19 protein-coding genes and 1 other RNA gene are annotated in these 22,226 nt (G+C 60.3%); 8 read left to right on the top strand and 12 right to left on the bottom strand.

Features of this window, described 5'->3' with window-relative positions; genetic code table 11:
- Positions 1 to 65: 65 nt before the first annotated feature.
- Both R3D65_RS11155 and miaA read right to left on the bottom strand, forming a co-directional pair.
- A complete protein-coding gene (locus R3D65_RS11155; RefSeq protein ID WP_371275289.1) occupies positions 66 to 821 on the bottom strand; it encodes a GGDEF domain-containing protein in 756 nt (251 codons plus the stop codon).
- A gap of 161 nt (positions 822 to 982) precedes the next feature.
- Entirely contained in the window at positions 983 to 1,879 is an 897-nt protein-coding gene (gene miaA / locus R3D65_RS11150; protein WP_371275571.1) for a tRNA (adenosine(37)-N6)-dimethylallyltransferase MiaA, read from the bottom strand.
- Between the two features lie 7 nt (positions 1,880 to 1,886).
- Here miaA and serB point away from each other — a divergent pair, with 7 nt between their 5' ends.
- Positions 1,887 to 2,780 carry a phosphoserine phosphatase SerB gene (serB, locus tag R3D65_RS11145; RefSeq protein ID WP_371275288.1) on the top strand — a complete coding sequence of 298 codons (894 nt, stop codon included), beginning with the start codon at positions 1,887 to 1,889 and terminating at the stop codon, positions 2,778 to 2,780.
- A gap of 57 nt (positions 2,781 to 2,837) precedes the next feature.
- Here serB and R3D65_RS11140 read toward each other — a convergent pair whose 3' ends face one another.
- From R3D65_RS11140 to R3D65_RS11110, 7 genes are all read right to left on the bottom strand, one after another.
- On the bottom strand, positions 2,838 to 4,337 hold the full coding sequence (locus R3D65_RS11140; RefSeq protein WP_371275287.1) for a DegQ family serine endoprotease: 1,500 nt from the start codon (positions 4,335 to 4,337) through the stop codon (positions 2,838 to 2,840).
- Between the two features lie 116 nt (positions 4,338 to 4,453).
- Positions 4,454 to 4,639, bottom strand: coding sequence for a DUF2065 domain-containing protein (locus R3D65_RS11135; RefSeq protein ID WP_371275286.1), 186 nt, complete (start codon positions 4,637 to 4,639; stop codon positions 4,454 to 4,456).
- 13 nt (positions 4,640 to 4,652) lie between these two features.
- On the bottom strand, positions 4,653 to 5,612 hold the full coding sequence (hflC, locus tag R3D65_RS11130) for a protease modulator HflC (RefSeq protein ID WP_371275285.1): 960 nt from the start codon (positions 5,610 to 5,612) through the stop codon (positions 4,653 to 4,655).
- Entirely contained in the window at positions 5,609 to 6,703 is a 1,095-nt protein-coding gene (hflK, locus tag R3D65_RS11125) for an FtsH protease activity modulator HflK (protein WP_371275284.1), read from the bottom strand. The genes hflC and hflK overlap by 4 nt, the downstream gene beginning before the upstream one ends.
- A 159-nt stretch (positions 6,704 to 6,862) precedes the next feature.
- On the bottom strand, positions 6,863 to 7,411 hold the full coding sequence (locus R3D65_RS11120) for a dihydrofolate reductase (protein ID WP_371275283.1): 549 nt from the start codon (positions 7,409 to 7,411) through the stop codon (positions 6,863 to 6,865).
- Between the two features lie 91 nt (positions 7,412 to 7,502).
- Positions 7,503 to 8,297 (bottom strand): thymidylate synthase, encoded by a 795-nt coding sequence (locus R3D65_RS11115; protein WP_371275282.1) that lies wholly within the window; start codon positions 8,295 to 8,297, stop codon positions 7,503 to 7,505.
- 155 nt (positions 8,298 to 8,452) lie between these two features.
- Entirely contained in the window at positions 8,453 to 8,761 is a 309-nt protein-coding gene (locus tag R3D65_RS11110) for a DUF2853 family protein (protein ID WP_371275281.1), read from the bottom strand.
- Positions 8,762 to 8,970: 209 nt separating this feature from the next.
- Between R3D65_RS11110 and ssrA the strand changes: the two genes are divergently transcribed.
- The 4 genes from ssrA to R3D65_RS11090 all read left to right on the top strand — a co-directional run bounded on the left by ssrA (position 8,971) and on the right by R3D65_RS11090 (position 10,467).
- Positions 8,971 to 9,327: a transfer-messenger RNA gene (gene ssrA / locus R3D65_RS11105) on the top strand.
- 113 nt (positions 9,328 to 9,440) lie between these two features.
- The gene (locus R3D65_RS11100; RefSeq protein ID WP_371275570.1) at positions 9,441 to 10,004 is read left to right on the top strand and encodes an SspB family protein; all 564 of its coding nucleotides are present in this window, start codon (positions 9,441 to 9,443) and stop codon (positions 10,002 to 10,004) included.
- Between the two features lie 41 nt (positions 10,005 to 10,045).
- Positions 10,046 to 10,237, top strand: a complete 192-nt coding sequence (locus R3D65_RS11095; protein WP_371275280.1) for a DUF4169 family protein — start codon at positions 10,046 to 10,048, stop codon at positions 10,235 to 10,237.
- Positions 10,234 to 10,467, top strand: a complete 234-nt coding sequence (locus R3D65_RS11090) for a ribbon-helix-helix domain-containing protein (RefSeq protein ID WP_371275279.1) — start codon at positions 10,234 to 10,236, stop codon at positions 10,465 to 10,467. The genes R3D65_RS11095 and R3D65_RS11090 overlap by 4 nt, the downstream gene beginning before the upstream one ends.
- Positions 10,468 to 10,474: 7 nt before the next feature.
- On the opposite strand, the gene R3D65_RS11085 is transcribed toward R3D65_RS11090, so the two are convergent.
- Positions 10,475 to 14,152: an AsmA family protein gene (locus R3D65_RS11085; protein ID WP_371275278.1), complete on the bottom strand. Its 3,678-nt coding sequence runs from the start codon at positions 14,150 to 14,152 to the stop codon at positions 10,475 to 10,477.
- A gap of 130 nt (positions 14,153 to 14,282) precedes the next feature.
- Positions 14,283 to 15,695, bottom strand: a complete 1,413-nt coding sequence (locus R3D65_RS11080) for an FAD-binding oxidoreductase (protein WP_371275277.1) — start codon at positions 15,693 to 15,695, stop codon at positions 14,283 to 14,285.
- Positions 15,696 to 15,844: 149 nt separating this feature from the next.
- On the opposite strand from R3D65_RS11080, the gene R3D65_RS11075 reads away from it, so the two are divergent.
- Positions 15,845 to 16,342, top strand: a complete 498-nt coding sequence (locus R3D65_RS11075) for a thioesterase family protein (protein ID WP_371275276.1) — start codon at positions 15,845 to 15,847, stop codon at positions 16,340 to 16,342.
- 77 nt (positions 16,343 to 16,419) lie between these two features.
- On the opposite strand, the gene R3D65_RS11070 is transcribed toward R3D65_RS11075, so the two are convergent.
- The gene (locus tag R3D65_RS11070) at positions 16,420 to 18,225 is read right to left on the bottom strand and encodes a chloride channel protein (RefSeq protein WP_371275275.1); all 1,806 of its coding nucleotides are present in this window, start codon (positions 18,223 to 18,225) and stop codon (positions 16,420 to 16,422) included.
- Positions 18,226 to 18,482: 257 nt separating this feature from the next.
- Between R3D65_RS11070 and R3D65_RS11065 the strand changes: the two genes are divergently transcribed.
- Positions 18,483 to 19,541, top strand: coding sequence for a serine/threonine protein kinase (locus tag R3D65_RS11065; protein WP_371275274.1), 1,059 nt, complete (start codon positions 18,483 to 18,485; stop codon positions 19,539 to 19,541).
- 70 nt (positions 19,542 to 19,611) lie between these two features.
- Positions 19,612 to 22,179, top strand: a complete 2,568-nt coding sequence (locus R3D65_RS11060; protein WP_371275273.1) for an ATP-dependent helicase — start codon at positions 19,612 to 19,614, stop codon at positions 22,177 to 22,179.
- Positions 22,180 to 22,226: the final 47 nt, after the last annotated feature.

Below are 22,226 nucleotides of genomic sequence, written 5' to 3'. Positions count from 1 at the left end.
TGACGGGTCGCCGATGCTTTCAACGGAAAGGAAGGGTGGCTTGCCCCATCCGGATTTCGGCCGCGTTATGCGGCTGCGCAAACCCGATTTCGCCCGTCTCGCTTCGCCTTGTAAAGCATGGCATCGGCGCGCCGGAAGAGATCGTCCGACCCTTCCCTCCCGTCCCAGATGGCCACACCCACACTCACTGTAACGCGGATACGGATGTTGCCGCTCGAGATGGTGATCTGCGAGACAGCCATGCGGATGCGATTGGCGAACTTGGTCAGCGTGTCGGCATCCATGTTCGGAGCCACGATCGCGAATTCCTCGCCACCCAGGCGTGCAACGACATCGTGATACCGCGTGAACTCCCGCAGGCAATCCGCAACGGCCCTGAGCACCTCGTCACCGGCATCGTGACCATGTGTGTCGTTGACCGACTTGAAATGATCCAGATCGAGGATCATCAAGCCAACCGGGCGGTTGATACGCTTGAACTCTTCGAGATACTGCGCCAGCGCATCGTCGAAATACCTGCGGTTCTGCATTCCTGTCAGACCGTCCGTCAGTGCGGCGTGTTGCAGGTTCTCAGAGCGCTTTGACAGGGATTGCGTCATGGCGCGCAGTTGCATTTCCTCACGAACCAGCTGGTGCAGGACAGGATAGAAATAGCCGAGACCGAAAACGATGGTGGCGCCGTGAACCACAAGTGCCGTCGTCGCGGGATGCCCGGGCTGCAGCAAGTCCGTCCGGTAAAGCCACGCAGCCAGTATCCCGGTGCCGCAGACAAGCAGCGATACAAGGATGAAGAAGGCCAGCTGTGCCTTGTGAAAACGCATGCCGCGCGCCACTCCTGCCACGAGTTATGTGACCATGGATGTAAGCCTTGCATCGCTAATCAGGGGTTAAGGTAGACTGGCGTGGCATGGAAAAATACAACCGCAGGACACTTTCGGGCCTTCTAGTTCCGGCAATGGTTAACGTGCCGCTTCCCCACAACTTAAGAAGCCGGAATTCGCTCCCAGTCCCCGTCCATCTGGTTGCGAAACCACGTCATTTGCCGCTTTGCATATTGGCGGGTTGCGGTGATTGCCGCTGCCACGGCATCGGCCATTTCCTGCTCTCCACGCAGGACCGAGGCGATTTCCGGCACGCCGATGGCTTTCATTGCAGGCAAGGAAGGATCGGGCGAAAGGGAAAGAAGCCTCTCGACCTCCTGTACAGCGCCCTGTTCGACCATTGCGTGAAAGCGACCGGCAATCCGATGGCGAAGCACCTCTCTCTCAGGTTGCAGGATGATCCGCCGTGCCGAGGCGGGATCGATTATCGCCGCACGCCTCCTGGCCTGCCAGAAACCGATCGGCTGGCCGCTGGCCTCCATCACTTCCAGCGCCCTCAGGATTCTCTGTCCGTCCTGCGGATGCAGCGAACGGGCCGTTTCCGGATCACGACGCGCCAGCAAGGCATGCATCGCCTCAGGCCCTGCCGCCATCAATTGCGACCTGAACGCCTCACGAACCTCGTCTGGCACGTGCGGCATGTCCGAAAGACCACCGAGCAACGCCTTGAAGTAGAGCCCCGTTCCCCCGACGAATACGGGCTTCCGCCCGTCCAGTTCCGTGTCCAGGACGTGGAGGACATCGCGCATCCATTCCCCTGTGGAGTAGGCACGCAACGGACTGACATGGCCGAACAGGACATGGGGCGCTGCCGCCAGTTCAGCCTTGGAGGGTCGCGCGGTCAGGACATGGAGAATGTCGTAGACCTGCATGGAATCGGCGTTGATGACAAGACCATCGTGCCGTCGCGCCAGCTCCACCGCCAGAGCCGTCTTGCCGCTGGCTGTTGGTCCGGCTATCAGGATGGCGTCTTTCGCAGCTATCCGATTTTCCGGGATTTCATCCATGAGCCTTGTTGCCACCCTGATCGCCAATCCGCGCGAGCCTGTCCTGTCACCTGCATTGGGGGATAAGGCTTTTTCTGCAGTGAACGCAACCGCGCTTTACTGGCTTGCCGACGGCATCGCGTGCGACATCGCCCTGAATGACGGCTACTCCGCGGCAGAGGCTGAGGCGGACCTCCGTGAAGCTCTTCAAGCTATGCCCGTGGATGTCGTTGTCCAGCATGCGGAGAGCCGGCGAAAGAAGATGCTGCTGGCGGACATGGATTCAACGATGATCTGCCAGGAATGCATAGATGAACTGGCCGATGTGGCCGGGATCAAGGCGCATGTGGCAGCGATAACCGCGCGGGCCATGAATGGCGAAATCGAGTTCGAGCCGGCCCTGCGTGAGCGCGTCGCCTTGCTGAAGGGTCTGCCGGTTGCCGTCATCGACCAGGTTATCGAAAGCCGCATCACGTTGATGCCCGGAGGCACGGAACTCGTGCAGACCATGCGGGCTCACGGAGCATATACGGTTCTCGTTTCCGGTGGCTTTACCGCCTTCACCGCGCGCATTGCCGAGATGATCGGATTCGATGAAAACCGCGCGAACAGCCTCCTGGAAGAAAACGGGTTGTTGTCTGGCAAGGTAGCCGAGCCAATCCTCGGAAAGCAGGCCAAGCTCGACACGCTGGAAGAAACGGCCGCCCGGCTCGGTCTGAGGCCCGCAGACGCCATTGTGGTCGGCGATGGCGCCAATGATCTTGCCATGATCGAGCGCGCCGGTTCGGGCGTCGCCCTGCATGCCAAACCGAGTGTTGCCGCAAAGGCCGGCATGCGGGTTGACCATGGCGACCTGACTGCCCTTCTCTACATCCAGGGCTATCGCCGGACCGACTTCAGAATGAAGGAATGACCGCTGAAGGTTGGTTGCAGTGGCACGGACGCATGGCCGGCGCTGCATTTGCGTCTTCTAGTCCATCCGGATCGTGACGAACCGCAATTCTCCGGTCTTGGATGACAGCATGAGAAGCGCATTCTTGCGCCCCTGGGACTTTAGTTCCTCGATCCGGTCAAGAACGTCCTGCGGATTGTCCACGGACTCCTGGGCGATTTCCGTGATCACGTCGCCTGCCATGACACCACGTTCGGCGGCCAGAGAATTCGCGTCCACAGCGGTCACCAGAACCCCGGACACGTCATCGTTGATGCCGTAACTTTCACGCGCGGCATCGTCCAGTTCACCAAAGGTCATCCCGAGTGCCGCCGCTGTCGCGACCGGGGCGTCTTCGGCGGAGCTCTCAGGGTCTTCTGCCTGTGATGCCGCAAGCTTCTCGCCATCTTCAAGCCGGCCAAGGGTGACAGTCAGGTCAATCTCCGCGCCCTTGCGGACAACCTTGACGCTGACCTCCTTGCCGACCGGGCTTTCCGCCACGATGCGCGGCAGGTCGCGCATGTTATCGACACTGCGCCCATCGAACTCGACAATGACATCGCCGGCCTGAATGGAACCGTCATCCACTGGCCCGCCCTTGACCACCCCGGCGACAAGGGCCCCCCGTGCACCGTCCATGCCCAGGCTCTCGGCGATATCGGCGGTCACCGGCTGTATCCGGACCCCGAGCCAGCCGCGTCGGGTCTCGCCGAATTCCCGCAACTGATCGATGACCGTGACGGCGAGTTTGGAAGGAATTGAAAAGCCGATCCCGATGGATCCACCGGACGGAGAGATGATGGCCGTATTGATGCCAATGACCTCACCATCCATGTTAAACAACGGGCCGCCGGAATTTCCCCGGTTGATGGCTGCATCCGTCTGGATGAAATCGTCATACGGCCCCGAATTGATATCGCGGTTTATCGCCGAGATGATCCCGACCGTAACCGTGCCACCAAGGCCGAACGGATTGCCGATGGCCATGACCCAGTCACCAATCCGCATCCGTGTCGAATCGCCGAACGAGACCTGCTTGAGGGCTCGCTTGTCCGGGTCGATCTTGAGAACGGCAAGGTCGGTTTTCGGATCGGTTCCAAGCAATTCCGCGGCGATCTTCTCGCCATCGTTGAAGACGACCTCGATCGCGTCCGCCCCGTCGATGACGTGATTGTTGGTCACCACGATGCCTTCCCTGGCATCAATGACGAAGCCCGACCCGAGAGAATTCTGTTTGCGCGGACCGCCGCGCCTGCCGCGGTCGCGAAAGAACTCATCGAAATAGTCCTTGAACGGCGATCCTTCTGGAATGTCGGGAACCGGAACATTTTCCTCGTTCCCGCCCGTGTTCTGGGTTGTCGCGACATTGACCACCGCGTCCAGCAACTTGTCGGCAAGGTCCGCGACCGAAGCGGGCCCTCGTTGCTGCGCCAGCACGGGTTCGGAAAGCAGCGTCGCAACCGGAGAAGCGGAAATTGCCACGGCGCCCATGGCCGCAATCAGGGGATAACGGAGGCGATTGAACACATTGGCAAGCATTTGGTTGGTTCTCCGGTCAGCGGCGATCCGGTCAGATTGCCGGATGGTTGGCACAAGATTAGGGCGGTCTCACCTGTTTTCACAGAGGCGAAACGCACAGCCGTCTGACAATCGCGTTATCCGCGGACAATCCACACGAGCAGGACGCCCGCAGCCACGGCAACCAGCCCTGCTGCCCGCAACATGCTGTCGGGCATGAACTGCAGTTGCTCCGCGAGCCGGCGGACCAGTTTGGGAAACCCGCCATAAAGAACGCCCTCGAACACCAGAAGGAGTCCGAGGGCGGTCAGGAAGTCATTCACCGCAATGCACCGGTCACTGGGCCGACTGCGATGCCGGTGCCGGGGTGCTTGCCGGTTGGGCAGGCGCACCTGACGCGCGATTGCCGTTCGCCGGCGGCGCACCATCGCCGTAACCGAAATACCGGAAGAATTCGGATTCCGGGGACAGGATCATCGTCGTCCCGTCCTTTTCGAGCGCCTTTTCATAGGCGCTCATCGAGCGATAGAACTCGAAGAACTCCGGATCCCGGGAAAATGCTTCGGCAAAGATCCGGTTGCGTTCGCCTTCGCCTTCACCGCGCAGAATCTCGGATTCCTTGCGCGCTTCGGCAACGATCTCGACCACCTGCCTGTCGGCGCGCGCCCGGATCGTCTGTGCGGCTTCGCGGCCACGGGCCCGCAGGCGCTCGGCCTCGGCAAGACGCTCGGCCTTCATGCGATTATAGGTCTGCTCGGAGACCTCCTGGGTAAGGTCGGTTCTGCGGATGCGAACATCCTCTATCTTCAGTCCCAGCGAAGCAGCGTCCGGCGTCAATTGCTGCGCCACTTCACGCATCATCTCGGTGCGCTCTTCCGAGAGCGCCGCCTCGAAACCGCGCAAACCATAGACCCGGCGCAAGGCCGCATCCATGCGTGTCCGCAGTCGCTGCTCGGCGAGCGTTATCGAACCGGAGACCGCTTGGCGGAAGACGCGCGGATCTTCGATCCGATAGGCCATGAACGCGTCCACGACATAGAACTTGCCGCCCGAAACCTGGACACGGATGTCTTCGAGGCTGAAGCGCAGAATACGGTCTTCAATGATCTGGACATTATCCGCGCCAGTGAAACCGAATGGCAACTTGAAATAGATGCCCGGATCGGTTTTCACGTCCACGATCTCGCCAAATCGCAAGACGATAGCCTGCTGACGCGCATTCACGACGAAGATCGACGAATAGACGACAATGGCCACGACAGCCAGCGCGCCGGCAATGATGGGAAGCCTGTTCATCGCTGTGCTCCTCCCCGCGGCGTCAATTCGTTGAGCGGCAGATAGGGGACGACACCGGAGCCGCCGCTACCCTGTTCGATGATGACCTTGTTGGAATCGCCAAGGACGTTTTCCATAGTCTCAAGGAACATGCGCTTGCGGGTCACCTCGGGTGCCTTCTCATATTCATTGAACACAGAAATGAAGCGTTGCGCCTCACCCGTCGCTTCCTGCACGACGCGATTGGCGTAGGCCGCAGCCTCTTCGCGAATCTGCGCCGCTTCACCGCGAGCCTGGCCCAGCTTCTGGTTGGCGTACTGGTTGGCTTCCTCGCGGAAGCGGTCTTCGTCCTGCTCGGCGCGCTGCACTTCATCGAACGCGTCAGCCACTTCGCGCGGCGGAGCGGCATCCTCGATCGAGATTGCATTGACGGTCAGGCCCGCGCCGTATTGCTCCATCGCGACCTGAACCGTCTGGCGCACATCGTCGGCAATGCCTTGACGGTCATCGCGGAACACATCCTGAGCCTCGCGGCGTCCGACCACTTCGCGCATGGCGCTCTCGGACACCGAACGAAGCATCTCGTCCGGATCGGCCACGTTGAACAGATAGGCCTTGGGATCCGCGATCTGGTAGGCGACGGAGAATGTCACATCGACAATGTTCTGGTCGCCCGAGAGCATAAGTCCCGAATTGGCGCGGCCGCCTGCCCCGGATCCGATCGTGACGAGTTTTTCCGCTGTGGTCGCCTTCTCGACGGTTTCCACCGGCCAGAAATGGAAATGCAATCCGGGTTCGGAGATCTCGTTCTTCGGCTCGCCGAACCGCAACTCGACGCCCAGCTCATCCGGCTGAACCGTATATATGGATTGGAACAGCCACAAAACGACGACGCCGGCGCCAATCAGGCCGAAGAGGGCCGGGCCGCCACCGCCGCCAGGCATGGCCTGCTTGAGACGATCCTGTCCCTTTCGGATAATGTCTTCGAGATCCGGGGGCGATCCCTGCGGACCGCGCGGTCCCTGGGGCCCCTGCCCCCATGGGCCGCCGCCGCCGCCATTGTTGCCGCCGCCCCACGGGCCGCCGCCTCCACCTTGATTGCTCCAGGGCATCGATACTCCTTTGTCCTGCTTTGCCCGCAGGGTGTCAAAAACCCGATCGTGTTCACGTTATAGGAAGCCGCCCGGCCGCTTTCAACGACACCGGTCGCAAAGTCGTCACGAATTGCGCGATTTCTGCGAACGACAGCGGCAACCACCGGACCTGGGCACTCAGCCTGCCCGGTTTCGGGTCCAGACCTCGTATCGGGTTGGATGGCTGTCGGCAGGCCCGGCCGGAATGTCCTCTGTCGCAACCAGCGCCCAGTCGCCCACCGCCAGCGGCGGAAACACCGTATCGCCTTCCACATCGGCCAGCACGCGGGTGAGGTGTATCGTATCCGCGCGCTCCATTGCCTGGGCATAAATCTCACCGCCGCCGATCACGCAAATGTCGAGATCCGGCGGGGCTTCTCCCCTGTCCTCCGCCTGGCGGCAGGCAGAATCGACATTGGCCGATGCCAGTTCAAGAGCGGTTTCGAGAGACGCGACACGCAAGGCGCCATCGGCCTCCCAGTCGAAATCGCGCGTCACCACGATGTTGAGCCGCCCCGGCAACGGCTTGCCTATGCTCTCGAAGGTCTTTCGGCCCATGATGATGGGGCAGCCCATCGTCAATGCCTTGAACCGCTTGAGATCGCTGGACAGGTGCCATGGCATGGCGCCGTCCCTGCCGATGACATTGTTCAGCGCCGCAGCGACAATGATGACGATATCATGCATGGCTGCATTCCGGTGTCTTGAAGAAAGGGGTCTGGGCGCAACAGGCACTGGCGAAATGAATAGGCATGTGGTGAATACCTGTCTGCACAGATCAGACAGCGATCGGTGCCTTGATCGACGGATCGGCCTCGTAACCGACGAGTTCAAAATCCTCATAGCGGAAAGCGAAGAGGTCGCGAACCGCGGGATTGAGCTTCATGAACGGCAAGGCCCTCGGAGTGCGCGTCAATTGCAAACGGGCCTGCTCGAAATGATTGTGATACAGATGCGCGTCGCCAAGCGTATGAATGAAATGCCCCGGTTTCAGGCCGCTGACCTGCGCGATCATCATGGTCAGCAACGCATAGGACGCGATGTTGAAGGGAACGCCGAGAAAGATATCCGCTGACCGCTGATAGAGCTGGCAGGAAAGGCGCCTTTCAGCGACATAGAACTGGAACAGGCAATGGCAGGGCGGCAATGCCATGTGATCGACTTCTGCCGGGTTCCAGGCCGAAACAATCAGCCTGCGGGAATCGGGATTGCGCCGGATCTGGTCAAGAAGGCCTGTAATCTGGTCGATCGTGCCGCCCCTGCCATCAGGCCATGACCGCCATTGCGCACCGTAAACAGGTCCGAGATCGCCGTTCTCGTCTGCCCATTCATCCCAAATGGAAACGCCATTGCTGTTCAGATATGCGATGTTGGTATCGCCGGAGAGAAACCAGAGCAATTCGTGGATGATCGAACGGAGATGCAGCCTTTTGGTTGTCAGGACCGGGAAACCGTCATCGAGATCGAAACGCATCTGGTAGCCGAAAACCGACCGCGTTCCGGTACCTGTCCGGTCACCACGGTCGACCCCGTTGTCCAGAACATGGGAAAGCAAATCGAGATATTGGCGCATCGTGTCCGATCCGGGCTGATTCCTGCCCGCAGCCTAGCCTATCTGCCTTGCCGTACGAAGAGCGCGTTGCCCCGCCATGTGGCTTCTGCACAGGCTTGCGGGGAAAAGGCCTGCCTCGCTCTGCGGCCTTCTCCACCAAGCAATCGGCCTGCCAATTACAGTTCGCCCAGTTTTCCCAGTTCCTTGGCGACCAGATAGTAGAATGTCACGCGGGATTTGGAGCGATCGTCGCTCATCAGGCCGCATACCGTCTGGACTGCGGAATCGGCGGCCTCACCGGTAACGCCGAGCTTCTTGCCGCACCATTTCTCCACCACGCGGTCCAGTTCGGACGGATCGGAACAGGAAACCAGCGATGCGTCTCTCGACCGCAACGCAATACCCAGATGCTTGACGATCTTGCCGACAACCGCTTCGTCAGCGCCTGCATCGTACTTCTTCACGTCCGCAACATAGTCTGCCATGGTTTTTCTCCCCTTTGGCGCACCGAAAAGCCGACAGCGGCTGTCCCCGTTTCCTGCATGTCGATTCTGCCAGTCTGGCAGGCCTGACAAGATCAGAGGCTACAATCCGGCTCCCGCAAGTCAATCCCGCAAGCAACAAAGTCAAAGTAGCCAAGCAGGTAAAGGCGAATACACAAGCCGCCGGTTTCGCGCCGCTTTCCTGCCGCCGCCCCCTTTCTTTTCCGCCGCGTCATGCCTATATCTGGGCGGTCAGCTTGTCTGACTATGGCGATAAACGGCCGATGTAATAAGCCATTCGGACCCGGGGGCGGTACCCGGCGCCTCCACCAGAAGATGCCGGTCGCGGCATTTTCTGATGGGGGCGAAACAGGATCGACGAGGGTGTAAAGATCGGACTTTCGCTCGGCATGATACCACCGTTATCGGGTCACAATTATAGTTGCCAACGACAACTATGCTGAGGCTCGTCTCGCTGCCTAATGGCGGTGCGACTGCTTCGATCTAAGTCCTGACGGTTAGCCCCGTCAGGCGGGGCCCGGAGGCGCCTGGCAACAGAAGCCTCCACTTTTCTTTCTTGTTTTTTGTGCGCCGAAACCGACGCGTGAGGGAATGAAGCCTTTGCGTGCCGACCCTACATGTTCTAAATCAGTGGCGAACAGGAATCGAGGATCAGGCGACGATGGCTCAGGACCACATCCGCTACGACATTCTGGCGCAGGACGCGCTTCGGGGCGTGATGCGGAAAGTATTGACAGAGGTAGCCAAGACCGGGCTGCCCGGAAATCACCACTTCTTCATTACCTTCCTGACCCAGGCTCCTGGAGTCCGCATCTCATCGCGGCTCATGGAAAAATACCCGGAGCAGATGACCATTGTTCTCCAGTATCAGTATTGGGACCTGAAGGTCGCCGAAAGCGGCTTCGAGGTCGGTCTCTCCTTCTCCGACATCCCGGAAAAGCTGGAGGTGCCTTTCTCGGCCGTGCGCGGTTTCTACGACCCTTCGGTCAATTTCGAACTCGAGTTCGATGTCCGGCTGGAAGAGAACCAGGTCGCTGAGATCACCGAGTTGCAGACCGCGCCTGCGCAAGAGGATGTGCCGGATGAAACCGCGCCTCCGCCCAAACAGTCCAAGGCAAAAGGCAAGGCAGCACGACCGCAAAAGGAAATAGCCAAGGACGCGGAAGATGCGGAAAAGCCCGCGGCCGACATTGTCTCGCTCGACGCGTTCCGCAAGAAGAAATAGGTGAAACCGCCCGACACGGCTGAAGACTGGACAACGGGATCATGGCCGAAATCGTCAATCTTCGTCAGGCGAGAAAGCAAAAACGGCGCAAGGACGCGCAGAAGGTGGCGGAAGCCAACCGCTTGGTCCACGGAAGGACGAAAGCGGAGAAGAAGCAGGACAAGGCTTCACGGGCGTTGCACGAAAGGCACCTGGATGGCCACAAGCGTTGTTCGGACAAGCCTGATCCATGAGCGCCATCCGGAAGTATTCGGTGTCCATCCAGGGACACCGGACCTCCTTTTCGCTTGAAGAAGCATTCTTTCTGGAACTGAACCGGATGGCGCGCACGCGTGATCTTGCACTTGCCGCACTCGTGGCGGAAATCGACAGCTCACGGCCACGGGATTCAAACCTGTCGTCGGCCTTGCGGCTGGCCGTGCTTTCCGACCTCAAACGCCATGCCCAGGCGCCCTGCCAGTGATCTACGGTCAGAATTCGTTGTTTGATCTCAGGATTTGTTCGATTGAAAACGCGTCTCTGTCAAAAATCGAATCAAGTTCTTCCGAAGGACCGGGCTGACGTTCCGGAGGCGCAATCGGCCTGCGAATGATGCTGCTACCCGCCGCGTCGGGTTCCGCCGATGGCGTTGAAGGTCCAGCTCCATCCTGAAGGTGAATCTGCTGCTCTGGCTCATTGCCGGTCTGGAGAGACTGCTCCTCTTCCGCTTGTCTGCGAGCATCTTCCTCGGCCTGGCGGCGTTCCTCCTCGGCCCTGATTTCGTCCCGCTGGCTCGCAAGCGCGGCGAAGTAACCGGCTTCGCGCCTCAGCCTCTGTTTTTCCAGAAGCAGGGCCTGCATGGCCTCTACCCGAGCCTGTTCGCGTTCGAGCGCCCGTTGTGTGAGGTATTGGGTCAGAGGGCTTATATCGAGGTCAAGTCCGCTGGCGCTATCCCATGCGAACCGCACCACGGGTTCCGATCCCGCCAGTGCCTCTTCACCAGGGTCAAAGACAACGTTGCCATTGGCCTGCTTTTGGCCAGTCGCAAGATTGTGCCCGAATTCGGCGGTCAACGTGGCTTCACCGGTCTGGATTCGAACGGGCGCGCTTCGCACCACGCCACCTGCGACCGTGAACGCGAAATCGGCGCCGTCGATTCGCAGGCTGCCCTGCTTCAGGAGTGGAACAGCAAGGCCCGATACGGCCGCCTGATCGATTTCAGGTCCGATCGCGTCGGCGGCATCAACGATCTCGGGATAGGCTCCCGTGTTGAAGCCCTCCAAGACGACCTGCGCGACATCTGCCGATCCGGACCCCGACAGGGAGGCTAGAAAACTGCCAGGCGTCTTGCCACTTCCGGAAATGTTGGCCGAAACATTCGCGACACCCGCGGCGAGATGCTCCGGATACAGTGACGCGACATTTGCGCCGCTCATGCTCAACTGCGAGGAGACAGTCGCGCTGCCGGATGCATTGGCCACTTCAACAAGGGCCTGAATTCTGCCCCCCGCAAGGCCCGCATCGAGATCGGAAATCCGGATCCTGTCCCGCTCGGCCGTGAGACGCATATTCACGTCTTCAAGGGGAAGCAAACCGGCAAGGGTGAGCTTGTCGGCTTCCAGCGTCAGGCCAGCATTGATCGGCACTTGCCCCTGTGCGGTAAACGGCTGATCCGGCCAGGCCTCCGTACCGGCGAGGGCGACCGCGTCACTGCCCAGTAGCAGGCCCGCAATCCAATCCATTGCCAGCGTTTCGATCTTGAGGCTACCGGTCAGTCTTGGCCGTCCCTCCTCCATGCGCAGTTCGGCAACCCCGGTCACGCCCTGGCCGGCAACATGTCCTTCCAGCCCGGCCAGGCCGAGTACGCCATCCATCAGGGTGATAGGCGCCTCAAGCACAACCGGGAGACCGAACTCCGCCCCCGGGATTCCGTAGCCTGCCGCCATCAACCATGGCGCAAGATCCTCGCCCTTCACCTCACCATTGCCTGTAAGTCGCACCTGGTTGCCGTCGGTTCGAAGGTCACCAGTGACGCGAAGCAAGGCAGTTGGACCGGAAACCGTTGCAGAAACGGAAAATCCGTCCCCGGGAGTGCCGTTCATCTGCAATCCGGTCTCCACCCTGCCTGCCAGGCCGATGGGCAGCACAGGCACCCCCCAGGCAGCCAGCACGGCTTCGCCCTCGTCATTGGCCGCGGTGACGGAAAGTTGCATCCGCCCCTCGCCGGCCAGAAGGCTGCGCGCGCCGGCAACCCGGAAATCGAAGCTGGTCCCCCCTGCCCGTCCCTGCCCTGAAAGGCGGGCACTGTCGGGGTCGAGGCGTCCGGTGAAGTCGATCCGCGTTCCTGTAAGCAGGCCAGGAAACGAATCGGCGCGCGAAACGAGTTCCTGTAAAACGACATTGTCCGGATAGCGGTTAGCCAGGAAATCCGCGAGATCGTTCAAGTCGCGCCCGGCGATCGAAGCATCGACGGAGCCGGAGGCGATCTCCGGAAATCCTTCGAAACGGCCGGTGGCGGAAAGATCCGCACCCTCAAGGCCTCTGACCGCGAAGCGGTCTATATCAAGCGTTCCCTCCTTGAGACGCAAGCCAAGGTCCACAGCCTCTGCACGTGTGCCCGAGACATGGACGGGGCCGGCTTTCAGCTTCAGGTCCAGATCGTCGCGGGCAAGGCGGACTTCGCCCGCTTCACCAAAAAACAGCGCCGCAAGGGCACGAAAACCCTCGACATCCAGCGCCTGGCCTTCAAGCTCCAGAACGGTTGCCGCCTTTTCGCCTTCTGGCGAAACCCTGTCGAACAGTCCGGTGAACTTCGCACCGCCCAGAATGATTTCAAGATCACGCGCACTTTGCCGATTTTGTGAGAGATTGACAGCACCTGAAAAGCCTGCAGACCCCAATCTGCGGATCGCCTCATCCACGTCATCGGTCAGCCATGCGGCAAAACCGGATGGCTGGGCAATGGCAAGCAACAGGTTTCCATCGAACGAAACCGTACCGGCATTGCTCAGAAGGCCTGATGCTTCAAGCGTCGTCCGTCCCGGCAGATGCGCAGAGAAGCGGGAGATGTTCCAGCCTTCGGGTCTGGGCTGCGCAGCGAAGGACAGGTCCCTGATTGTCGTGTCACCGGCGACAACGGCCGGCAAGGACATGTCAATGGTTCCCGGCAGCGGCGGCTGGGGCAATTGGTCGAGAAATGCCCGGAATGCAGCGACCCTGGTCGGAAACGGAACCGGCGATCCGGTGGTGTCTTTGGCCGCCAATTGCACCTGGCGCCCTTCCAGTTTGAGCGCGAAACGCGGCTCAAGCCCCAGATCGATGAATCCTGTGCCTTCCGCCGTGTAGGGATCCTCCTCGGGGCCGCTTTCGAGGCGAATGGTATCGAAGGCAAGCAGGCGGTTTTCCAGCGTGAACTCGCCGGCAAGGCGCAGTTCCGTCCATGGATTGTCCGACAACACCGAAATGGAGAATGCCTCGCCTTCTTTCTCTGGCTCATCAACGCGCGGACCAACCGTGAAGGTGCCGCTATAGCGCGGCGCACCATCAATAAGCGCGGCACGGCCGTCGGCCTCCAGCGTCAGCGCGAGTTCATCAGGCTCGATGCGCGAGCGTAGCCTGATCCGACCATCTTCAGTGACAGTGCCCGTCGAAAACACGAACCGTCCTGAATGCCCTTCGACACGGCCTGTTCCCGCGACGCGCCAGGGACCTTGCAAGGTCTCGGCCGAAACCGTGGCATTGATGGCCTCGACCGCCGTCCTGGAACCGCTGGCCGCATGAATCACGGTCACTTCGCCATCCATGATCCGGACCTGTTCCAGCGTGATCTCCTTGACGGCCGCCGGCGCCTGCGGGCGAATGGCCCAGTCGAGAATGCCTTCATTGTCGATGGAAACGGTCAGTTTCGGCTTTTCCAGCCGCATGTCGAAGATCAGGATTTCCCCGCGCAGGAAAGGCGACAGTTCCGCATCCATGGAAAAACTGTCTGCTGTCATGACAGGCTCGCCGCCATCGGTGCCGGCCACGCTGACGTCGGTGAAACGGACAGACGGGAACGGCAGCAGGCGGGCCTGGGCCTGGCCGCTCACAGTGACCTGACGGCCCAGGAGGCGGCTGGCCTCGCGCTCGAACTGGGTCCGATAGTTCGACCAGTCAATGAAAGGTGGCACCAGGACGGCTGCGGCGAGTACCGCGACGACAAGACCACCGATGATGACAAAAAGACGGTTCAGGACATGGCTCCCGATCTTGTTTCAATGGCCGAAAGCTTAACGCGCTCAAGATGACCGGAAAGTGGCATCATGCCGGCGGCATCACCTTGCCCGGATTCATGATGTTGAAGGGATCGAGCGCTTGCTTGATGGCGCGCATCGTATCCACTGCCGCCCCCAGTTCGAGTTGCAGGAACCGCTGCTTCCCCTGTCCGATCCCATGCTCTCCGGTACATGTTCCTTCCATCGCGATCGCCCTGAGGTTCAGGCGTTCCACAAACGCCTCGGCAGCCTCGATTTCGGCAGAATTGTCCATGTCGAGCAGCAGCAGGACGTGGAAGTTCCCGTCGCCCGCATGGCCCACGATCGGCGCGACAAGGCCGCTCGCGGCAATATCGGCCTCGGTTTGCGCAACGCATTCGGCCAGCCTCGAGATCGGGACGCAGACATCCGTCGAAATGCCACGGCAACCGGGACGCAATGCAAGCCCGGCGAAATAGGCATTGTGCCGCGCCTTCCAGAGCTTGTTGCGTTCTTCCGCAACCGTGGTCCAGAGGAATGGTCCGCCGCCCAGATCCCCGGCTATCTCTCCAAACATCTCCGATTGCTCTTTGACGCCGGTTTCCGATCCATGGAACTCGACGAAGAGACACGGGCTCTCGGGATAATCGAGATGGGAATATGCGTTCAGCGATTTCATCGACAGCGCGTTCAGCAATTCAATTCGCGCCACCGGAATGCCCATCTGTATTGTCATGATCACGGCCTGACAGGCTGCCTCAAGGGACGGAAACGGGCAGACACCGCCCGAGATCGCCTGAGGTATACCGTAGAGCTTCAGGGTCAGGGATGTGATGATGCCCAACGTACCTTCGGAACCGACGAGCAGACGCGTGAGGTCATAGCCTGCCGATGTCTTGCGCGCCCTCTTGGCCGTGGTGATTTCCCGGCCGTTTGCCATGACAGCGCTCAGGGCAAGGACGTTTTCGCGCATCGTTCCGTAACGCACGGCATTTGTGCCGGAGGCGCGCGTGGCTGCCATGCCGCCAAGGGAGGCGTTGGCGCCAGGATCGATGGGAAAGAAAAGCCCCGTGTCGCGCAAATGTTCATTCAGTTGTTCGCGTGTGACACCCGGCTCGATGACCACGTCCAGGTCATCCTGGTTGATCCTGAGGATCCGGTTCATGCGGGAGACATCGATGGAAATGCCGCCGCCAGGCGCATTCACATGCCCCTCCAGCGATGTACCGGTTCCGAACGGAATGATCGGCACGCGATGATCGAGGCAGACTTGCACCGCCTCCTGCACATCGCCGGCCGATTCGGCAAACATCACGCCGTCCGGCAATTGCGCCGGCAGATAGGTCATCGTGTGGGCATGCTGCTCGCGAAAGGCCTGGCCGGTCTGGAACCGGTCACCGAACCTCTGCTTCAGGATTCCCAGGGCCGTTGCGATTCCCGCCTCGTTCCGCTCGACAACGTGAAGATCGGCAAGGGCCATGTTGTTTCTCCCGGTTGTTTTTGTTCCGTCATGCAACGACAGGCCAGAGGCCGCTTGTGCATGCCTTGTGCAATCTGGCATGACCGGATACGCGAGAAAAGCATGCTGCGCCAGTCGAACGCGGCAACCGGAGTGCCAAGGGAGGGAAAATGGCCAGTCAGGAACCGTTCATCTCATCTGTGTTTTCCGTCGATCCGGCCTGGATCGACTACAATGGCCACATGAACATGGCCTATTACAACGTCCTGTTCGACCGCTGTGCCGACGAGGCGTTTTCCGAATTTGGCGTCAGCGCGGACTATGTGAAGGAGCGCTCGATGAGCGTTTTCACGGCAGAGATCCACGTTTGCTACATCCGGGAACTTCACGAGGGCGACAAGGTGACGGTCAGCTTCCAGATGATTGATCACGACGAGAAGCGGATCCGGGTCTACCAGGAAATCCGCCATGAGGATGGCTGGCTGGCGGCAACCGGCGAGGCGCTTTCGCTTCATATCGACATGAGCGGACCCCGCGTCGTGGCCTTCCCGGACGATATTCTCGAAAAGGTCCAGGCGATGCAGTCGCGGCATGCCACGCTGCCCATGCCGGAAAGGGCCGGCCGGTCGATTGCCTTGAAGGCCAGGAAGAACACCTCTCCCCAATGACCGCGGCTGTGCCAAGGCCGTGACCAGCTTTGCGTCATCAAGGCGCTGACGGCAGCGCGCCAGCGCGCGCTCCGATGTCAGTTGTAGTGGTTTCGGATCAGGGCCGTTGCCAGTTCCTCGCGATCGATGACGCCCATCACGTCCTCGGGACGAGGCACCCCGACATGCGCGCCGTCGATCACGATTGCGCATGTTCGTTCACGCCGGCTCATGCGCGTAACCACGTCATTGAGAGTATTGCGATGGGTCGCAATCACGAAATCGGTGCGCATGATATCGCCCAGCGTCTGATTGGTGAACCGGTCCGCCCTGTAGGGGATGGTGCCGAACCGGACATAACCGCCAATGCGCGGCCCGCTTGCAACGATCACTTCCTTGACCGGATCATGCCCAAGCTGATCGAGTGCTTCGCGCACAGGCATCTGTGCCGGCAATATGTGAAAATCCTTGTTCATGATTTCGCGTGCCTGCTGCACGAGAAGCATGTTGGTGGTCCTGTCCGTTGGGATCGCACGGCCACGCTTGCGGAGCTTGATCGTGTAGATGTCATTGGAAACCAGCGCCCTTCGGATCCCCAGAGCGATAGCAACGGCCAGCACCAGCGGCAGGATGATGTTGTAGTCGCGCGTCATCTCGAAGATCATGACGATTGCGGTCATTGCTGCGCTTGTACCGGCGCCGACCATGGCCCCCATCCCGATCATGGCAAAAACCTCAATGGAAAGGTCGGCATTGGGAAACAGGGCCATTCCGATGACACCGATCGCCCCCCCGAGCGTCGCGCCCATGAACAGACTCGGAGAAAAGATTCCGCCGGAAGCGCCCGCGCCAAGGCTCACCGTTGTGGCAAGCAGCTTTCCCAGGAACAGAAGTATGAGAAGGCCCGCGGCCATCGCACTGTTCGAAAGGATTTCCTGGATTGTCGCATAACCGACACTAAGGACATGATACTGGCCGGTAAACATCATGAAACCGTAGCCCATCAGTCCGACACAGGTCATCCCGATGACATTCTGAACATAGGGGCCGCCGGGAATCCGTTCGAAATTGTCCTCCATGTATTCGAGAACGATCACGAAGAGATAGGCCGCGAAACCGATGGCGACGCCAGTGAACGCAGCAAGCCCGATTTCGGTGAAGTTGACGGCAACCGGCTGGGGCAGCTGCTTCCACAGAGGGATGTAGAAAGTCGCCTCGGCCCCGATGATGAGGCGATAGGCATAAGTGGACGTCGCTGTGGCGGCAACGACGGGCAGAAAAGAACGCGGCGAGATCTCGGGCAGCAGGACTTCCACAGCAAAGAGCACGCCGCCCAGTGGCGTGTTGAACGTGGCCGCGATTCCAGCGCCAGCTCCGGCGGCGAGCAGGATGATTTTTTGTGACCGTATCAATCCGAGCCGGCGACCGAACGTCGAGCCGAATGACGAACCGATCTGGATGATCGGTCCTTCCCGACCTACGGATGCGCCCGTTCCGATCGATATTGCCGACGCAAAGGATTTCGCGACGGCAACGATGCCTCTCACGTTTCCGCCCTTGTGATAGATGGCGAACATCACTTCGGGAACACCGTGGCCTTTGGCTTCCGGCGCGAATGTCTGCACGATCCAGACGACAACAAGGCCACCGATCACGGGAACAAGAATGATCCAGGCGCCCCAGATGCTCGGCTCGCCATACTGGTTCGGCTCCAGCTCGAAGGACAGGATGCCGTAAAAGGCGAGGTTATAGATGAAGGCAATAAGCAGTTTGAAACCGATGGCGCCGGCTGCGGCCACCAGACCGACCAGGAAAGCGAAAAATGTCAGGGTCGGAAGGGTCGCCTCTCGCTCGCCCGGCTTCTGAGAATCGGTATTGGCTGTAACGGTTGCGCTTTTGGTCATTTCTGGAATCGTTTTTGTGGAATGAAATTCTCACGGTCAGAACCGGGTCACTCCGGTTAGAGCAAGCGGCATGACCGAAGCAAGGGCGGATTGCCCCTTTTGGCATTGTTTTGACCGGAATTGGCTGCTCATACACCTTGCTTTGCGAATTTGGTGCCACTTTCCTGGCGTTTCATGGTGCATCAAACCACCGGCCCTACCCTTCCTTTCGACATCGAATTGAATTAGGGGAAGCGAGTTTTCGTATTCTGAGATCAATGACCGAATTCATTTCTACAGCCATTCTCAAGCGCGATGTTTTCTCGGAAACCCACAAGGGTTATCTGCAGGACCGGTCCGCCGATCCGGTCATACGGCGCATAGTCTCAGCCGCGCCCTGGTGGAGCAGGCCGGTTGCCCGGTGGCTGGCGCGCCGCGAGATCCGTGCGCTCGATGCTGTAAAAGGCATTGCCGGCACGCCTGAACTTCTCCGCGTCGATGCTGATGGCCTGCTTCGACGCTGGTGCGAAGGCACGCCGCTGCATCTTGCCCGCCCCGCCGATCCTGCCTGGTATCGCGATGCGCGCCGCCTGCTGCTCGAAATGCGCCGCCGCGGCGTCACGCACAACGATATTGCCAAACCGCAAAACTGGCTGTTGCTGCCCGACGGCTCGGCTGGCGTCATCGATTTCCAGCTTGCCTCGCTGCACAGGCGGCGTGGCCGCCTTTTCAGGATCATGGCCTACGAAGACCGCCGCCACCTGATCAAGCAGAAGCGCGCCTTCGCGCCTCACCTCCTGACGGCAAGGGAAAAGCGCATCCTGGCGCGCCGGTCGCTGCCCTCCCGCATCTGGTTTGCCACGTTCAAGCCCGTCTACAACCTTGTTACACGCGGCCTTCTGCGCTGGTCGGATGGCGAGGGAACACAGGATCGCATCGATCTGGAAGGCCCCGGCATCAATTCGGCATTCATGCAGCATCCGGCGGTCACCGACGTTGCCCTTACGGTATGCCCCTTGCCAAGGAAAGGCATTGGCTTGTACGCCTTCGTGGAGGCGCCGGAAGGCGTTGATGCCGCCGAACTCGAAAAGCTGCAACGCCTTCGCATGAAGCGCGGCGGCGCTGACCTGATCCACCCGTTGCCGCGAATGCCCCGCTATGCCGATGGCAGCCCGCGCGACGACCTGCTGCGGTTGATTGCCATGAACCAGATGACCGAGCTGGATGCGCTGGTGAGCCGGGAACCGGACCTTGCCGACCTTGCACACGACATAGCTGCCGGCAGACGGAATTTCACCGATCGCAGGTTGTCGAAACTCGAAAAGAAGCGCGGCTGAAACCGGTCGCGGCTGTCAATGTTTGCGCTCTGTTCTGGCCTTTTGCTGTCGAATCGCTACATTGCAGGCAATGACAGATTTTCCGGACGACGACGATATCCCGTTCTTCGACGGGCCGGCCGCGCCGCCACCCCAACGCGCCGGCGGCCTTGCCGCACGCGCCATGGCCGCGCGTGAACGCGAACGCAGGACTGCACCTTACCTCGAAACCATGAATCCGGAACAGCGGGAGGCGGTCGAGACAACGGAAGGCCCCGTTCTCGTGCTTGCCGGTGCCGGAACCGGCAAGACGCGCGTGTTGACGACACGCATCGCTCATATCCTGAATCTCGGCCTCGCCTTCCCCTCGCAAATTCTTGCAGTCACCTTCACCAACAAGGCTGCCCGTGAAATGAAGGAGCGCATCGCGCTGCTCGTGGGCGAAGCCGTGGAAGGCATGCCCTGGCTCGGCACGTTCCATTCCATTGGCGTGAAGATCCTGCGCCGCCATGCCGAACTGGCCGGCCTCAAGTCGAATTTCACGATCCTCGACACCGACGACCAGATCCGCCTCATCAAGCAGTTGATCCAGGCTGAAGGCATTGACGACAAGCGCTGGCCGGCCCGGCAATTTGCGCAAATGATCGACGGCTGGAAAAACAAGGGCCTGTATCCGGCGCAGATTCCCGAGGGCGACGCCCGTGCATTTGCCAATGGAAAAGGTCGCGAGCTCTACACCGCCTATCAGGAGCGGCTGAAGACGCTGAACGCTGTCGACTTTGGCGACCTGCTGTGTCTGCCCATCCGCCTTTTCCGCGAGAATCCGGATGTGCTGGCCGATTTTCATCGCAGGTTCCGCTACATTCTGGTCGACGAGTATCAGGACACAAACACGGCGCAATACATGTGGTTGAGGCTGATCGCTCAGCGGCCACAACGCAAGGACGCTGCCGACCGCGTGGACAGCGGCGACGCCGGCAGCAAGGCAATCCAGCCAAATATCTGCTGTGTCGGCGATGATGACCAGTCGATCTATGGCTGGCGCGGCGCAGAGGTGGACAATATCCTTCGGTTCGAAAAGGATTTCCCAGGCGCCAGAGTCATCCGGCTGGAACGCAATTACCGCTCGACCGCCCACATTCTGGGCGCCGCATCGCATCTGATCGCGCACAACGAAGGCCGTCTCGGCAAGACCCTGTTTACCGAAATGGCGGATCCCGATGATGCCCGCGTTCAGGTTCATGCTGCCTGGGACTCGGAAGAGGAAGCCCGGGCCATCGGCGAGGAAATAGAGGCGGTTCAAACCAGGGGGCATCGCCTCAATGACATGGCAATCCTTGTGCGTGCCTCGTTCCAGATGCGCGAATTCGAGGACCGGTTCGTCACGCTTGGCTTGAATTACCGCGTCATTGGCGGCCCGCGATTCTATGAACGCATGGAGATCCGTGACGCGCTGGCATATTTCCGCGTCGTCTGCCAGCCGGCCGACGATCTTGCCTTCGAGCGCATCGTCAACACGCCCAAGCGCGGCCTTGGTGAGGCTTCCGTCCGCCTTGTCCATGATACCGCCCGCGCCCGCGCCTGCCCCATGCTGCAGGCAGCGGCGGATCTTGTCGGCACCGAGGAACTGAAGCCGAAACCCCGTGCTGCATTGCGCGAAGTGGTCGAGAACTTCCGCCGCTGGCAGGGGTTGCTCGACAACACGCCGCATACCGAACTTGCCGAGCAAATCCTCGACGAAAGCGGCTACACTGCCATGTGGCAGAACGACCGCTCGGCCGAGGCGCCGGGACGGCTGGAAAACCTCAAGGAGCTGATCCGCTCCATGGAGGACTATGAATCCTTGCGTGCGTTTCTCGAGCACATCGCACTGGTGATGGATGCCGAGCAGGCCGAGGAAATGGATGCAGTGTCAATCATGACCCTTCATTCGGCCAAGGGACTGGAATTCGATACCGTTTTCCTGCCCGGATGGGAGGAAGGGCTTTTCCCCCACCAGCGGGCGCTGGACGAGGGCGGCAGGTCAGGTCTGGAGGAAGAGCGCCGGCTTGCCTATGTCGGCGTAACGCGTGCCAAGCGGAACCTGCACATCTGGTTCGTCTCGAACAGACGCATTCATGGCCTCTGGCAATCCACCATTCCCTCACGTTTTCTGGATGAACTTCCCGAAGATCATGTGGAAGTGGCCGAGACAGGTACGTCCTATGGTGGATATGGCGCCGGGGCCATGGGGCAGTATGGAGCAAGGCGCAAGCCCTATGGCGAAAGCCGGTTCGACAGAATGGGCGGCGAAGCCTTTTCCAACACCTATGCAACGCCCGGCTGGCAACGCGCGCAGGCCAATCGTACGGAGGCCACCGCGCGCAACTGGGGCAACCGGTCCGGTCATGCAGTTGAGCGCATCGGCTATGGGGAGCCGGATTCCGGGCGGGGCGCCGGCCGCGGATCGCCCCGCATCCGCACGATTGAGGGTGAACTGGTTGCCAGGTCCGTCAACGATGCACCATCGGCCTTTTCGATCGGTGACAGGGTCTTTCACATGAAATTCGGCAACGGCAATGTTGCCTCAGTGGACGGAAACAAGCTGACCGTCGATTTCGACAAGGCCGGGCAGAAAAGGGTTCTGGACAGTTTCGTGGAAATCGTCTCACCGAATTGATATTGTATCTAATTTCCGGCTCCGCTTTAAATGGCAACGGAACCGGG

Origin of the sequence: Zhengella sp. (assembly GCF_041397485.1) — a bacterium.
Lineage (GTDB): Bacteria > Pseudomonadota > Alphaproteobacteria > Rhizobiales > Rhizobiaceae > Zhengella.
This window is presented reverse-complemented; position numbering and strand designations above follow the sequence as displayed.